We start from the raw sequence: 15008 nt of genomic DNA, 5'->3' as shown, positions 1-15008 counted from the left end.
GATTCCTGAAGTAGGCTAGCTCCGTTTGATCAAGTCGAGCAGTTCGCGTAGCGTGTCGAATGCTGCAAGAGGACTGAGACTGTCGAGCTTGACTTCCCGTAATCTGTCGACCGCAGGATGCGGCGCAGCAGATTCAAAGAGGCTTGGTTGCGAGGTGCGTGCGTGTGACGTGCCTTGCACCGAGCCTTTTCTTGTTGGCGCAGATCCAGTTTCAGCGGTCAGTTGTGTGACAGCGTGCTGTGATTCTAATGTGTCGAGCATGACGCGGGCACGCTCAACCACATCCTTTGGTACGCCAGCAAGCTTTGCGACGTGCAAACCGTACGACCGGCCGGCGCATCCGGGTTTGATCTCGTGCAGAAACACGATCTCACCCTGCCACTCGCGCACGGTGACATGTAGATTGCGCACGTGTTGTCTGAGTGTGTGTTCGAGTTCCGTGAGTTCGTGGTAGTGTGTCGCAAAGAGCGTGAGCGGCCCGGAGTCACGCGCGAGATATTCAACGATGGACCACGCGAGGCTGAGCCCGTCGAGCGTGCTCGTGCCCCTGCCAATCTCATCAAGCACAACCAGCGACCGGTCCGTTGCCTGGGTGAGGATGGCAGCGGTTTCCGCCATCTCGACCATGAAGGTTGACTGCCCCTCGTGGAGCGCATCGTCGGCGCCGACGCGCGTGAAGATGCGATCGCACAACCCGATGCGCGCGCGTTCTGCCGGAACGAATGAGCCCGCGTGGGCGAGCAGCACAAGGAGCGCTGTCTGGCGAATGTATGTGCTCTTGCCGCCCATGTTTGGGCCGGTGATCAGCGCGAGTAGCGCTGCACTTTCGTCGTTCCGTGCTGCGCACAGTTGTGTGTTGTTGGGAACGAAACGGTCTTCGAGCAGTTCGTCAAGAACCGGATGGCGACCCTGCGTGATGTCGATCGTGCGTTTTTCGCAGATCTCGGGTCTGGTCCAACCCCGCTTGCGCGCAACCGCAGCGAAGCATCCGATCGCGTCGATGGCTGCGATGGTGGATGCGCACGTGCTCATCGCGTCGAGGTGTGCGCATGCTCGTGTGCAGAGCTGATCAAACAGATCCTGCTCGCGCTGGAGGGCACGCGCGTCCGCGGTTGCAACCCGCTGCTCGAACTCGTGCAGTTCCGGCGTGATGAACCGCTCGGCATTCTTGAGTGTCTGCTTGCGAGAGAAGATGGGTGGAGCATCTTTCGCCTGAGTGCTGGTCAGCTCGATGTAGTACCCGAATATCTTGTTGTATCCGACTTTGAGTGTGCTCAGGTCGAACTCACTGATCAGCTTCTGCTGGTACTGCGCAAGCCAAGCACCAGCGTCGCGCTGGAGCGAGCGAGCTTCATCAAGCTCGGCGTCGATGCCGTCACGGATGAGTCCGCCATCACGAAGATGGACGGGTGGCTCATCAACACAGGTCGATGTGATCTCGTCAGCGAGTGGTATGAGTGCTTGCGCGACATTGATCAAGGATGCTCGCAGTTCTACGAAAGACTGAGCATTTTCCAGCGATGATCCGAGTGAGGCGATGCGTGACAGCGATGTGCCGAGCGCGACAAGGTCTCGCGGCGTTGCTCTGCCGAGCGCAAGCCTGCCAGCGATGCGTGCGATGTCGCCGATACCGTCGAGCTGATCGCGCAGTTCGCTGGCAAGGCGTGTGTCACTGACGAGTGTTGCGACGCACGACTGGCGAGTGTTGATCGCGTCAAGATCGCGCAGTGGGGAGCGAAGCCACTCCGCGAGCAGTCGCTTGCCCATGGGTGTTTCGCAGCCGGATTTGCCGGGGCCGAGGAAGACGCCAACAAGTGAGCCATCGATCTGGCCCGTGCGGATGGTCCGGTCGATCTCCAGCGCGCGCAGGCTCACCGCGTCGAGGACGAGCCTGTCCGATCGCGTGATGTGGCGCGGCGCCTGGAGATGGCTGAGCGAGCGGTTTGACGTGTTGCGTGAGTGTGTGCCGTCGGAATGTGCAACATCGAGCCCGGTTTGTGTTTGTTTGAGATACCTGATGAGTGCGCCGCACGCGCTCGTTGCGAGTGAGCCGGTCTGCATGCCGAACCCCGCAAGCGATGACACGCCGAACTGAGACTTGATCGCCTCGTCGGCCTCTTCCGATCGGAACTCCCACCCGGCACGTGGTGTCAGTGCGCAGTCGATCGCATCGCATGTGCGCGCGAGTTGCTGCGATGGTTCATCGTTCCCGGTGCCAGCAGCGAAGAGCAGCTCGCGCACGCCAAGACGCACCAGTTCATCGCGGAAACTGTCGAGTGTTGTTTCCGCGATCAGCAGCTCGCCGGTCGATGTCTCAACGATCGCGAGTGCAGCTTCGTTTCCATCCATCGCGATGGACGCGAGTCTGATCGGTGTTTCGTCGGCGACCAGTGTCTCGTCGACGAGCGTGCCGGGCGTGAGCACGCGTGTGACACCTCGCGCAACGATGCCCTTTGCCTGCTTCGGATCTTCGAGCTGATCGCACACCGCAACGCGGAACCCCTGATCGATGAGCTTGCGCAGATACGTGTCGAGCTGATGATGCGGCGCGCCAGCCATCGGGATGCCGTTCTGGCGCTTGGTCAGTGTGAGACCGATGGCTTTGGACGCGACGATTGCGTCGTCGCCGAAGAGTTCATAAAAATCGCCCATGCGGAACAGCAGGATGCAGTCGGGATGCCGATCCTTGAACTTCTTGTACTGCTGCATCGCGGGCGAGTTGTATGGGTCTTTTTCGCTGCCTTTACTGTGCATAGTGCGCGTAGACCCTGCCTGATCGTCGCTCGCGGAGGTGAGTGTCAGCGTTGTCTGTTTCCGTCTCGGCATTGATCACACAGGGTAGGATGGAACAGTGTGAATACGCTTGGTTTCCGCGTGATCTGGCGCATGACAACCCCACCGGGAGACGGGCAGATGGCAGCACATGCACGATTTCGGACGCAGAACCTCATCGCTGGCGCGTGGGCTGGCTCGCACACCGGTAGAACGTTCGCAGTGTCCAACCCCGCGACCGACGAACATCTTGCGGACGTTCCGGATTGCGATGAGAAGGACATTGCCCGCGCGATAGATGCTGCGGTTGTGGCACAGCGAAACTGGGCTCGCATGCCCGCGCCGGAACGGGCGAAGATCATCCGCAGGTGTGCTGACATCATGCACGACCGGATCGACGATCTCGCGACCATCATGACACTGGAGCAGGGAAAGCCGATCGCAGAAGCTGCGGGCGAGATCAGATACGCTGCGAGTTTTCTCGTCCACGCTGCGGGCGAAGCGGAGCGCGTGTACGGCCAGACGATCCCGAGTTCATTCGAGGACAAACACATCCTTGCGATCCGTCAGCCCGTTGGCGTTGCGTGCGCCATCACGCCGTGGAACTTCCCGTCTGCGATGATCACGCGCAAGCTCGGGCCTGCGCTTGCTGCGGGATGCGCAATGATCGTCAAGCCCGCGGAACTCACGCCATTGAGCGCGCTTGCGCTCGGTGATGTGTGCATCGACGCGGGTGTTCCCGAGGGATTGGTGTCGATCATCACGGGAGACGCTGCAACGATCGGGAAAGCGATGTTTGCGGATTTCCGCGTGCGGAAGATCAGTTTTACGGGGTCGACCGAGGTCGGGAAGATACTTGTTCGCCAGAGCGCGGACAATCTTCAGCGGCTCAGCCTGGAACTCGGCGGGCACGCGCCGTTCATCGTGTTTGAGGACGCGGACATCGATGCTGCGCTTGATGGCGCGATCGCGTGCAAGTATCGCAACGGCGGACAGACGTGCATCTGCGCGAATCGGTTCATCGTGCATCGCTCGGTGCATGATGCGTTCGTTGCTGGGCTGGTCGAGCGCTCGCGTGCGCTGAAGGTTGGCATTGGGACAGAGAAGGATGCGAACATCGGGCCGCTCATCAACGACGATGCGATCGAGAAGGTTGATCGACACGTTGCTGACGCGAGGGCAAAGGGCGCAACGATTCACTGCGGCGGCGAGCGGGCGAAGGTCAATGGCGGCGCGGATCGGTTCTATCAGCCGACCGTCATGACGGGGATCACGCGCGAGATGGTCTGCTGGAACGAGGAGACGTTCGGTCCGGTGTGCCCTGTCATGGTGTTCGACGACGAGGACGAGGCGATCAACCTCGCCAACGACACCGAGTACGGGCTCGCGGGGTATTTCTACACGCGGGACGCGTCACGCCTGATGCGGGTCGCTGAGGCGCTGAAGTTCGGCGTAGTCGGGGCGAACGACGCATCGCCATCCACTGCCCAGGCGCCGTTTGGCGGTGTCAAGATGTCCGGATTCGGGCGTGAGGGCGGGCATTTCGGCGTTTCCGAGTATCTCGACACGAAGTATGTTTCGTGGAACGTGTCGTAAAACGACCTATAAATGTTTGCCTATGAGCCTAAGAATGGACTGAATCGATAAAAACGCGCAGCAATTGCGCGGGTGTGTGAGCGGGGCACATATGGGGAGCCTGTCGGTTGGGAAGGCCGATCTCGAACAGGAGACCGCAGGTGGTGGTCTTTCCGACTGCACCGAGCTTGCTGGCAGCCAAGGATCGGCACGAGGCACGCACGCGGGGCAGGAGGTGGTGGGAATCCGCATTCCGGACGACCGCTGGCAGCGCGATGAGCCACGGATATGGCGCACCCGCACTGTCAGCGGTTGTTTCATTTTGGGGTGTTACGACGTGAGTGCGAGTTCCTGCTCAACTCGATCAACGAGGTCGTTCATCTCGTGTGCAACCAGGAACTGTTTGATCTGGCTGTAGAGTCTCTGTGCAGCATCGGCCTCAACACATCGGGCTTGTGCGATGACAAGGAATGCTTGAAACTTACAGATAGTTGCCATCAGGAGTGGTGATGCTCGAACCAAAGGTGTCAGATTGTTTACGACTCCCTGCAACTCGTCGCGAGCAGCCTGATTCTGCTGCTCATTGAGACGAACAACTCCGTCCAGTCCATCCAGAAACAGAGATGTTAGTTCTGTCGATGACTCACGATGAAATCCGGAAAGAGTTGCCCGAGCTTCAGCATGCAGATGAGGAAAGTGTGTTGCGAGAAGCTCCACATAAGTCAGCTGGACACTCGGTTCATTCGGAGCAACTGCGAGCGACTCTGTGAGAAGTTCCTTGGCCGCTTCAAACTCATGAAAGAAGACGCAGTATTCCGCTCGTTTCAAGAGAGCGTACCAATCAGGAAATCTATCGTCAGTATCGTACATACTCAAGAGTTGTTCTGCCTGCGCGGTATCACCAGTCTTTGCTGATGCGACCGCTTTCCAGAGTGCTGTTGTACCGATGTAGGATGGATTGCCCGATTCGGCTACAACGGAGTCAATGCTCGAAAAAAGTTCGAGTGCTCTTTGCCACTCACAATCAAGCATTGCTCGCTGTGCTTTGTCAAACACTCGCGCGGGGTTTGGCGATGTGAGCCATTTGATTATGTCACTCACTGTGGGGGCGATGAAAGCAATAAGAAGCATCCCCGTGATGATCAGGCTGGACTTTGTCGGATTGAAGAAGGTGTTGATACCAATTAACACTGCAAGGATACACAACATCACTACATGCGGAATCGCTTTCACCGTCGCGCGGTATATGAACGAACGCTGTGCAAGTGTTGAGTTGTACAGCCACACCTTTGCTGAAGGTCTTTGACGCTCTCCGATTGTCGGAACCTGTTCACTGAGATCGTCTGTGTAGAATACGATGTCCTGGCAGCCCTGTTCTTTCAGAGACCGCAGTGCTGTCTGCGCATTCACAGCTGTTACCCATCGGGGAACGGGCTTGTCATGCAACTTCGTTGTGACGAGATAGTCTCGGGTTGGCGTTTGGCCTCGTTCTTCGTGCATTGGTTTTTGCACTATGTGCTTCGCAAGATTGTCCGTGAACTGGGAGCACCGTTACGCAGCATCAACTTCCGGCGTTGGTGGGGCTGGTACAACCTTGCCTTTGTGAGCCTGTTCGATCTCACGAATGCGCTTGGCGAGCGCGTCAACAGTTGTAGATCGCTTTGCAGCATCCTGCTTCAACTGGCGAACTTCTTCTATGAATGGATCTCTTTGGGGTGCTGTCATTCCGGGTCCTCCCACAGCAGATCTGGTGTGACGATAGCAGGTGGCACAAGTCCAAGCCTGGTACAGATAATCCTCAGATGGTCGACCTTTCGAGGATTTGCCAGGTGCCGAACATTCCAGCTGAGCAGATATTCCATGTTGTGTACACAGCACGCAGCAACATGCAGCGCATCGCCGCTCACTGGTCCGGGCATGAGCTTGTGTGCAATGAATGCTGCAGCAAGCCCGAAGGCATCTTCGTTGAGTTCGAGTAGCGGCAGATCACTGACAAGCTGGAGTGCTGCGTCTCTGTGAGAGAACGCAGCGTTATCCAGTTCGTTGATGACTTCGGCAGAAACGAACACACTGTGGAGGTGTTGTTGCGTGCTCAGCCATTCACTCGATGTTTGTCTGCGCACGATACTTGCAGGATCATCGCGTGTTGTAACACACGCAGAGACAAAGCTTGTATCAAAGTACACTCGTGCCATAACTTATGCCATATGCTTCACAATATCCTCCGCGAACTCGGAGCACTTGCGCAGTGTCGCCCCGTCCATCAGACGCTCAAAGTCGTAGGTCACGGTCTTGGCGCCGATCGCGCCGTTGATCCCCTTGATGATCAGATCAGCAGCTTCCGTCCAGCCCATGTACCGAAGCATCATCTCGCCCGAGAGAATGACCGAGCCCGGGTTGACCTGATCCTTGCCCGCGTACTTGGGCGCGGTGCCGTGGGTCGCCTCGAAGATGGCGCAGCCGTTGTCGTAGTTGATGTTTGCGCCTGGCGCGATGCCGATGCCGCCGACGCAGGCTGCGAGGGCGTCTGAGATGTAGTCGCCGTTGAGGTTCATGGTCGCGACGACGTCGTACTCCGCGGGGCGCGTGAGCAACTGCTGGAGGAACGCGTCAGCGATGACGTCCTTGATGATGATCTTGTTGGGATCGTTCTTCGCCTTGCCGCTCTGCGTTGGCACGTGCTTGATGTCAGCCGCGGTGCGCGCGCGTCCGAGCTTTTCGAGATCGATGACGTGCCACGGGCCGCCATCGAGTGGTGTTGCGCCGAAGTGCTTGGCTGCGACCTCGTAACCCCACTTCATGAAGGCACCCTCGGTGAACTTCATGATGTTGCCCTTGTGGACGAGGGTGACGGACGTGCGCCCGTTGGCGATGGCGTACTCGATCGCGGCTTTGACGAGGCGCTCGGTGCCCTTCTCTGAGATCGGCTTGAGACCGAACCCGGAGGACTTGGGGAACCGGATCTTTTCGTACCGATCCGCGAACTCCTTCTTCATTATCTTGCGGAACTTCTCGCAGTCCTCGGTGCCCTCTTCAAACTCGATGCCGGCGTAGATGTCCTCGGAGTTCTCGCGGAAGATGACCATGTCTGTGAGGTCGGGGTTCTTGACGGGTGAGGGGACGCCTGTGAACCAGCGGACGGGGCGGAGGCAGGTGTAGAGGTCGAGCTTCTGGCGGAGCGCGACGTTGAGCGAGCGGATGCCGCCGCCGGTGGGCGTGGTGAGCGGTCCCTTGATGCCGACGAGGAACTTCTCAAAGTCTGTGAGCGTGGCTGCAGGGAGCCAGTCCTTGGAGGCGTTGTACGACTTCTCGCCAGCCATGACCTCGTGCCAGTGGATGCGCCGTGAGCCGCCGTAGGCCTTGACGACAGCAGCGTCGAAGACCCGCTGTGACGCGCGCCAGATATCGGGTCCGGTGCCGTCGCCCTCGATGAAGGGGATGATGGGCTGGTCTGGCACGTTGAGCTTGCCGTTGTCCATCGTGATCGGCTGGCCGGTGATCTGGGCTGTGGTCATGGAACATCTCTCCTGAAAATCGATGAGAATGCCGTAAAGTCCGGGATTCCGGGTGATGGCATGGTGTGCGAAAGAACGACCGATGGTGAAGTCATCGGACCGGGCGCAAGTGTAGCTTCGAAGTGATCGGTTTGGGGAAGAAACTGCCGACGCGTGCGGGAGTGGTTCGGCGAAGTTGTCGGTTTTTTCGAGTTCGCGTGACACAACGGATCCCGGGTGGTGTCTTGTGGGTATCGCAATGGTGCGAGTGGAGGATGTTCCGATGCGGATAGGACGGTTGATGGTGGGCTTAGTAGTTGCTGGAACCTGTGCAGGGTCGATGGCAGCCGAGGGTGACGGGGCGAACGCGGCGCTCGGGTACTACCGGGCCTGGATGAACCAGACTCCGGAGCTGCAGGAGGTGCTCGTCACCGGCGGAGAAACGCTCTCGCTTGCTGCAGGGGGTGAGGATTTGCTTGCGTCTTCGCAGGAGACGATCAATGCGTTGTTGTCTGCAACGCGGAGCGGTGAGGCGGACTGGGATATTGCGTATGAAGAGGGGCCGGGCGCGCTCTTGCCACACCTCGGAAAGATGCGCGCGAGCGCGAAGATTCTTGCAGCTGATGCGCTGCGCTGCGCGAATGCGGGCGATCATGCGGGCGCTGCCCAGCGCGCAGCTGCGCTGTACCGCATGTCGGGGCAGGTATCTCAGGATGACATTCTCATTTGCTCACTGGTCGGGATGGCTATCTCGCAGTTGGGTAACGGATTGACAACGCAACTGATCGATCAGGGTGCGCTCGATGCGGCTGGTGCGACAGCAGTGCTGACAGCAATACACAGTGCACCGAGCGATCGGTTTGGTATGCGCGACGCGATCATCGGTGAGTGGCGGATCATCAGTGAGTCTGTGCTTCGCAACTCTGGCGAAGAGCATCCCGGCGCGTGGCTGATGGAGCAGATCCAGATGGATGAAGAATCCGAGTTGCAGCGCGATGTTGCTGCGATGACACGTGGTGAGTTGCTTGATCAGCTCGGTGGGTTTGCGCGGTACCACAGCGACATGCTCGTCGCGTGGGATGCGAAGGATGCAGAGGCGCTCTCAAAGGTTGAGGCCGGCGTTGAAGAGAACACATACGGAATGCTGACACGATTGCTCGGTGCGCCCATGTCGCGTGCGTTCGCATCGCAGCAGCGGTTTGATGCTGATCTGGAAGTGCTCATCGGAAAACTTGAAGGGATCGAAAGGAAGTAAGCGCCACATGGGCGATCCTGATGTCAGGACATTGATGCTCAAGATGCATCGCGGAAGTGAGTCTGCAGCGGAGACGCTGTGGGCTCACTTTGCGTCGCCATTGACAGGCTATGCGCGGCTGATTCTCCCTCGCGGGATGGAATCGTCTGCCGAGGATGTGGTGCAAGGGGTCTTTGTGAAGGTGCTGAAGATGCGTCGTCGTTCTCTGCGCAACGTGCGGGATGGCACAGCGTTTCTCTATCGTGTGACCCGCAACGAGACGCTGAACGCTGGACGCGGGGAGCTGCGTCAACAGAAACGTCAAGCGAAGATACAACACGATGTATCAACAACACAAGTGAGTGACGAGGTACACCGAATGCTTGCTGCGATTGAGCAGCTTGCAATAGAACAGCGCGAGGTGATTCTGCTTCGGTATATCAGGGGATTGACGATCGATCAGGTGTCAGAAACAGTGGGAGTGAACCGGAACACGGTGGCGAGCCGGGGACGGATCGGGATGGCTCGACTCAGGGAGACGCTGGGCGCGGAGACTGATGGGGTGTGCGATGGATGAGCTGAAAGACGTGGATTCAGGTTTGTATCGTGATGCTGGTGCATTGCCGGATGCGCTGCGGATGCAGGTGCGCCGTCGGCGCATTGTGCATCGGTTGAAGACCGGCAGCGGTGTTGCTCTTGGGGTGCTGTTGATGACGGTGGTTGGTGTATTTATTGCTCAGCCAAATGCGAGCAATGAAAGCATCAATCGCCCGCTCAATGGAGCTGTGATCAGTATCGACGATCCGATCTTTGATACACTCGATGTGGAGGCAGAGCGATCGCCCGATGCGACAGTCTGGCGCGCGAGCATGCTCCTGAACAGCGACTGGTCGATGGGGCTGTAGCGCTGCTGCTTGATGACGTTCGCGCGCAGGCATGACAGGTGTGTTTTTGACGCAATCCAGCCGGGTTTCCCGGGTTTCGGTTGCTGACGTGTAATCTAATCAGTGCAAGTTTGCGAGGACGAAGGGATTCGTGTACCCTGTCGATCCGCGTTATCGCTGTCTCTCACGGAGTGATCCATGTCAGATTCAACACCTGTCTCACGCACCGGGCTGCTCGATCGGATCGAACGAATCGGGAATCGCCTGCCCGATCCCACGATGCTGTTCATTGGCGGCACACTCATCATCATGGTCGTGTCTGCGATTGCGGTATCGCTCGGGTGGTCGGTCGAGCGCGTGACGATGCAGGCGATCACCAACGCGGACGGCTCTGCTGGGACGCAACTCGTTGGGACGGGTGTGTTCGTTGAACCGTTCAGCCTGCTCTCGCGCGACGGGCTCGACTGGGTGTTCTCGAACATGGTGAAGAACTTTGTTGAGTTCGATCCGCTCGGCATTGTGCTGACGGGGATGCTCGGGATCGGTGTTGCTGAGCGCACGGGATTGCTCGCTGCGCTGCTCAAAGCGTTCATGGCGATTGTTCCCGCAAAGTTGCTGACACCCGCGATGGTGTTCCTCGGGATCATGTCGAGTATGGGGCTCGACGCGGGATATATCGTGCTGCCGCCGCTTGCTGCGATGTTGTATATCGCGGTGGGGCGTTCGCCGTTGGCAGGTATTGCTGCGGTGTTCGCGGGTGTGTCTGCCGGGTTCAACGCGAACCTGCTTGTGACGGGCCTTGATCCGATGCTGTCGGGCTTGTCGACCGAGGGCGCGCAGCTGCTCGATGAGAACTACGCGGTTGCGCCGACGTGCAACTGGTACTTCATGATCGCATCGACGTTCATTATGACACTGGCTGGGTGGTGGGTGAGCAGCGCGCTCGTCGAGCCAAGACTGCGCAGCAAGCCCGCCGACGATGGCGGCCCCGTGCCGGAGGGCGATAGAGATCCGAAGGCACATCTGCTCAACGATGATGATCGCAGAGGTCTGCGCGCAGCTGGTATCGCAGGGGTGATCGTGGTTGGTGCGCTGCTTGCGTTGGTGCTGATCCCGGGTGCGCCGCTCTACACTGCGCACGCGCCGGATCCCGCATCGATCGGCGAGAACGCGCGGATGATCACGGTGGAGATCGTCCCCAACGGAATGGCACTGGAAGAAGCTGAGCGTCCTGCTGGCGCGTTTGTCCATAACGATCAGCTTGTTGTACCGAGTACGCGCAGGTTCGACCGGTGGGTCGACGCGATCGTGCCGATGATTTTCCTGTCGTTCCTGATTCCGGGATTGGCGTTCGGTGCTGCGACTGGTTCGGTGAAGTCGTCGAAGGATGCTGCCGAGCACATGATCGAAGCGATGAAAGCGATGGCGCCGATCATCGTGCTGGCGTTCTTTGCGGGTCAGTTCATTGCGCTGTTCAACCAGAGCAATCTCGGCACGATGCTCGCGATCTGGGGTGGATCACAGCTTGCAAACATGGGCTTGTCGGCCGGCCTTTTGATGGTTGCATTCGTGCTGGTGACGATGGTGTTCAACCTGTTCGTCGGTTCGATGAGCGCCAAGTATGCGCTCTTTGCACCGATCTTCGTGCCGATGTTCATGATGATCGGGATCAGCCCCGAACTGACGCAGGCCGCGTACCGCATCGGTGATTCCGTGACGAACGTCATCACGCCGCTCAACGCGTACCTTGTCATCATTCTTGTGTTCATGCAGAAGCATGCGCCGAAGTCCGGTCTTGGCACGCTCGTCGCGATGATGCTCCCGTACTCGATCGTGTTCCTGATCGCGTGGACAATCCTGCTGCTGATGTGGCTGTGGCTGGGCATCCCGCTCGGACCTGCAGGACCGTTGTCATACTCAGTTGGCGGGTGATTGTGCTGGCGTTTCTGCTTGCTTTGACCGCTTGCCGAGTTTGTTCTTGACTTCGAGCGTGCCAGCGACAGTAAAGAACACAATCGCGAGCACGAGCACGCACTTTGTCAGAATCGATGATGTGTATCGCCCGCCGATGAGCGACTTTCGTGATGTAAGTATGAGACACGCTAGCGCAAGCCCAGGGATGAAGAACGCGCCGATGAACGCGTAGATCAGCTGGATGTCATTGAACTTGAACAGCACACCAAGCATCGGGACCGTTGCGATAAGCAGCAGTGTTGCTTTGTAGACTCTGCTCTTCGTATCAACTGGCGGGAGTTCCCCTGCACTCTCTCCCTTGCCAACATGGTTGCGGAGTCTCCAGACATCGGCGTAGATGTACGGCACAGACTGCCACACACCAAGCACGCTTGAGAAGGCTGCTGCGAAGGCGCCGCCGAGAAAGATGTATTTTCCTGTAGGCCCGATTGATTGTTCGAGCACATCGCCCATGCTTGTGATGAGTGCGCTCCCGCTGCCGCTTCCTTGGGCCTTGCTCGCGATAATGACAACCGCTATCCCAAACAGGGCGCTGAGTGTGTACGCGATGAGCGCATCGATGCGTGCGATGCGCAGATGTGCTTTCGTGGTGCGCCCCGATTCGCGCATCCAGTACGAGTAGCAGATGATAGTGAGCGTGCCTCCGACGCCGCCCATGTACGCGATGGTCCGTGTCAATCCACCGGTATCCCATTGGGGCAGGCTGATCGGTAGCAGACCCGAGACGATCGACACGGGATCGGGCTTGAGCATGATCGCGGTCGTGATTACGCACGCGAACATAATGCCGACCGCGACGGTCATCACGCGAGCGAACAGTTTGTATCCGCCGAACCAGACAAGAATGAGTCCGACAAGGCTCGACGCGATGCCGAAGATGATCTTCTCGATGTTTGGCTCAAGACCCGAGACGTTGTACGGGATCATTGCGCCAGCGAACACACCGCACGCGTTGATGAGTGCTGCGCATGTGACGAATGTCCACGGGACAAGGTAGATCACGAACGCGATGAACGCGAACCAGCCGAGATGGAGCATCGCGCCCTCAAGGATGGTGCGCTGTGTAGCGATCTGCCAGCGCGCGAGACACTCGGTGAGGACGAACTTGAGTGTTGCGCCGAACCCAGCAGCCCAGAGGATGGCAACGCCGAGCATTGACCCTGCGATGGATGCGGTTGCGATATCGCCCGCACCGACACCAGTCGCAGCGACCAGCACACCCGGGCCGATGATGGCGAGGAGTGGAAACTTCCTCGCAGGGGTTGCTGGCGTTGGATCGGTCATGACGTGTAGAGCAGTGAGAAGTCACGCCAGAACGTCGGATATGTCTTTCGCACGCACGCGGGATCACGGATGACGACGTTCGGTCTGCGCAGACCAATCAGCGCGAGTGACATCGCCATCCGATGATCGTTGTATGTGTCGAACGCAACCAGGGGCGCATCAGCTGAGCAGTCGATACCGTTTGCTGGCGGCGTAACGCGGAGCGCATCGCGGTCCGCGCCGATCTCTTCAACGCCGACACCTACTTTGCGTAGTTCTGTTTGTATCGCGTGGATGCGGTCTGTCTCCTTGACGCGCAGTGTGCCGAGCCCGCGCAGTGTCGATGTGCCTTTCGCGAAGCAGGCAACTGATGCGATGGTCATCGCGATATCGGGCATGTCTGCGAGATCGACATCGATGCCTTTGAGTTCGCCCGATGACTGGATAGCGGTGTAGGCTGCATCCTTGGCGGTGCTTCTGCCGAGCGTTGCGCCCATCTGTGAGAGGACTTCTGCGCAGGCGACATCACCCTGGAGAGAGTGTGCGCTGAGACCCGGGATGCGCACGGTTGCGTTTTGCAATAATGCGCCAGCGCCGAGAAAGTAGCTCGCGCCCGATGCGTCTGGCTCGATATCGAACGCGAGATCTGACAGCGCGTGTTCTGCAACGCGGAGCACACGCAGGTCTGCGCTTGCGCGCGTCGAAACACCGAGTTGATCGAGCATGCCCAGTGTCATGCGGATGTACGGCTCGCTCGGTGGTGTTTCCTTGAGCTGGATCGTGATACCGCCGGGCAGGAACGGGCCGATGAGCAGCAGCGCGGAGATGAACTGGCTTGATACAAGCGTGCCAAGATGGACCGTTGCTGCGCGCGGGAGTGGGGCGGGCGCTGTAATTCTGATTGGTGGGCAGAAGGGGCTCGCAAGAAACTCGACCTTTGCGCCGAGTTGTTCGAGGGCATCGACGAGACCGCCGATGGGACGCTCACGCATCCTTGCATCTCCCGTGATGGTGGTCGGCCACTTTGAGAGGAGTGATGCAGCAGCAAGAAACCGTGTGGCTGTGCCCGCGTTGCCAAGGTCGAGCTCTGCGCCGGGCGGTTCGACCCGGAACATGCCGCCGATGCCCTGCACGCTGGCAGTTGTTCCTGTGATGCGTGTCTGCACACCGAGCGTCTGCAGTGCGCCGAGCATGCGCTGTGTGTCGTCGGCATCGATGAGCGCGTTTGCAACGGTGGATGAGCCATCGGCGAGTGCAGCCAAGAGCAGCGCACGGTTGGTCAGGCTCTTTGAACCGGGCGGCTGCACAGAGATCGTGCGGAAGTGTGATTGGTGTATGGGGAGAATCTGAAGCTCGTTCGGCAGCGCATCGATCGGTGTGCGCAGGACATCGAGATACGCCTGCATGGATTTCTGATCGGTCTCACGGGCTGCCATACTGCTCACGCGCTCGTTTCCCGGCGGATGACTGCGACAATATCCTCGACCGGCACGACGAAGAGCCGGTTGTCGCCTTCGAAGTCGACCGGGATGGCGTGCTTCGGATTGAACAGGACGCGGTCGTACTGATCGATGGGGTAGTCGCTGTCGGACTGGACCTGGGCTGAGATGGTCACGACTCGGCCTGTCAGCGTGGGGATCTCGACCTTGTCCGGCAGATGGATGCCCGACTTTGTCTGCTTCTTGTCCTCATCCTTGCGGATGAGGACGCGCGCCCCGATCGGCTCGACCGTCTCGAAGACCGACTTTGACGCGTCTGATTTGTTGTTCCCTGATGTCGAACGAGATGAACTCATGCACTATGTTATGCTGC

13 protein-coding genes are annotated in these 15008 nt (G+C 58.8%); 5 read left to right on the top strand and 8 right to left on the bottom strand.

Annotation, left to right across the window (positions count from 1 at the left end; all coding sequences use genetic code 11):
- Positions 1-15: 15 nt before the first annotated feature.
- Positions 16-2826: a DNA mismatch repair protein MutS gene (mutS, locus tag H6815_00850; GenBank protein MCB9858973.1), complete on the bottom strand. Its 2811-nt coding sequence runs from the start codon at positions 2824-2826 to the stop codon at positions 16-18.
- Positions 2827-2886: 60 nt separating this feature from the next.
- Between mutS and H6815_00845 the strand changes: the two genes are divergently transcribed.
- Positions 2887-4368 (top strand): NAD-dependent succinate-semialdehyde dehydrogenase, encoded by a 1482-nt coding sequence (locus H6815_00845; GenBank protein MCB9858972.1) that lies wholly within the window; start codon positions 2887-2889, stop codon positions 4366-4368.
- Positions 4369-4677: 309 nt separating this feature from the next.
- Here the strand turns inward: H6815_00845 and H6815_00840 are convergent, their stop codons facing one another.
- The 4 genes from H6815_00840 to icd are packed head-to-tail and all read right to left on the bottom strand — an operon-like array spanning position 4678 to position 7862.
- A complete protein-coding gene (locus H6815_00840) occupies positions 4678-5847 on the bottom strand; it encodes a hypothetical protein (GenBank protein MCB9858971.1) in 1170 nt (389 codons plus the stop codon).
- A gap of 51 nt (positions 5848-5898) precedes the next feature.
- On the bottom strand, positions 5899-6072 hold the full coding sequence (locus H6815_00835) for a hypothetical protein (GenBank protein MCB9858970.1): 174 nt from the start codon (positions 6070-6072) through the stop codon (positions 5899-5901).
- Positions 6069-6542 carry a PIN domain-containing protein gene (locus H6815_00830; GenBank protein MCB9858969.1) on the bottom strand — a complete coding sequence of 158 codons (474 nt, stop codon included), beginning with the start codon at positions 6540-6542 and terminating at the stop codon, positions 6069-6071. The genes H6815_00835 and H6815_00830 overlap by 4 nt, the downstream gene beginning before the upstream one ends.
- A gap of 3 nt (positions 6543-6545) precedes the next feature.
- On the bottom strand, positions 6546-7862 hold the full coding sequence (icd, locus tag H6815_00825; protein MCB9858968.1) for an NADP-dependent isocitrate dehydrogenase: 1317 nt from the start codon (positions 7860-7862) through the stop codon (positions 6546-6548).
- A gap of 262 nt (positions 7863-8124) precedes the next feature.
- Here icd and H6815_00820 point away from each other — a divergent pair, with 262 nt between their 5' ends.
- From H6815_00820 to H6815_00805, 4 genes are all read left to right on the top strand, one after another.
- On the top strand, positions 8125-9096 hold the full coding sequence (locus H6815_00820) for a hypothetical protein (protein ID MCB9858967.1): 972 nt from the start codon (positions 8125-8127) through the stop codon (positions 9094-9096).
- A gap of 7 nt (positions 9097-9103) precedes the next feature.
- A complete protein-coding gene (locus tag H6815_00815; GenBank protein MCB9858966.1) occupies positions 9104-9652 on the top strand; it encodes an RNA polymerase sigma factor in 549 nt (182 codons plus the stop codon).
- Complete coding sequence (locus H6815_00810) at positions 9645-9980, top strand: hypothetical protein (protein MCB9858965.1); 336 nt, start codon at positions 9645-9647, stop codon at positions 9978-9980. Before H6815_00815 ends, H6815_00810 begins: the two co-directional genes overlap by 8 nt.
- 177 nt (positions 9981-10157) lie before the next feature.
- Positions 10158-11891 carry an AbgT family transporter gene (locus H6815_00805; GenBank protein ID MCB9858964.1) on the top strand — a complete coding sequence of 578 codons (1734 nt, stop codon included), beginning with the start codon at positions 10158-10160 and terminating at the stop codon, positions 11889-11891.
- Here H6815_00805 and H6815_00800 read toward each other — a convergent pair.
- From H6815_00800 to H6815_00790, 3 genes are read right to left on the bottom strand one after another with little or no spacing between them, the layout of a single operon-like run.
- Entirely contained in the window at positions 11877-13217 is a 1341-nt protein-coding gene (locus tag H6815_00800) for an Nramp family divalent metal transporter (protein ID MCB9858963.1), read from the bottom strand. The genes H6815_00805 and H6815_00800 overlap by 15 nt on opposite strands.
- Complete coding sequence (aroA, locus tag H6815_00795) at positions 13214-14641, bottom strand: 3-phosphoshikimate 1-carboxyvinyltransferase (protein ID MCB9858962.1); 1428 nt, start codon at positions 14639-14641, stop codon at positions 13214-13216. Before aroA ends, H6815_00800 begins: the two co-directional genes overlap by 4 nt.
- On the bottom strand, positions 14638-14991 hold the full coding sequence (locus tag H6815_00790; protein MCB9858961.1) for a co-chaperone GroES: 354 nt from the start codon (positions 14989-14991) through the stop codon (positions 14638-14640). The genes aroA and H6815_00790 overlap by 4 nt, the downstream gene beginning before the upstream one ends.
- Between the last annotated feature and the right edge of the window lie 17 nt (positions 14992-15008).

Source organism: Phycisphaeraceae bacterium, from assembly GCA_020639155.1.
GTDB lineage: Bacteria > Planctomycetota > Phycisphaerae > Phycisphaerales > UBA1924 > JACKHF01.
The sequence above is the reverse complement of the archived record's forward strand: the minus strand, read 5'-3'. Positions and strand labels throughout refer to the sequence as shown.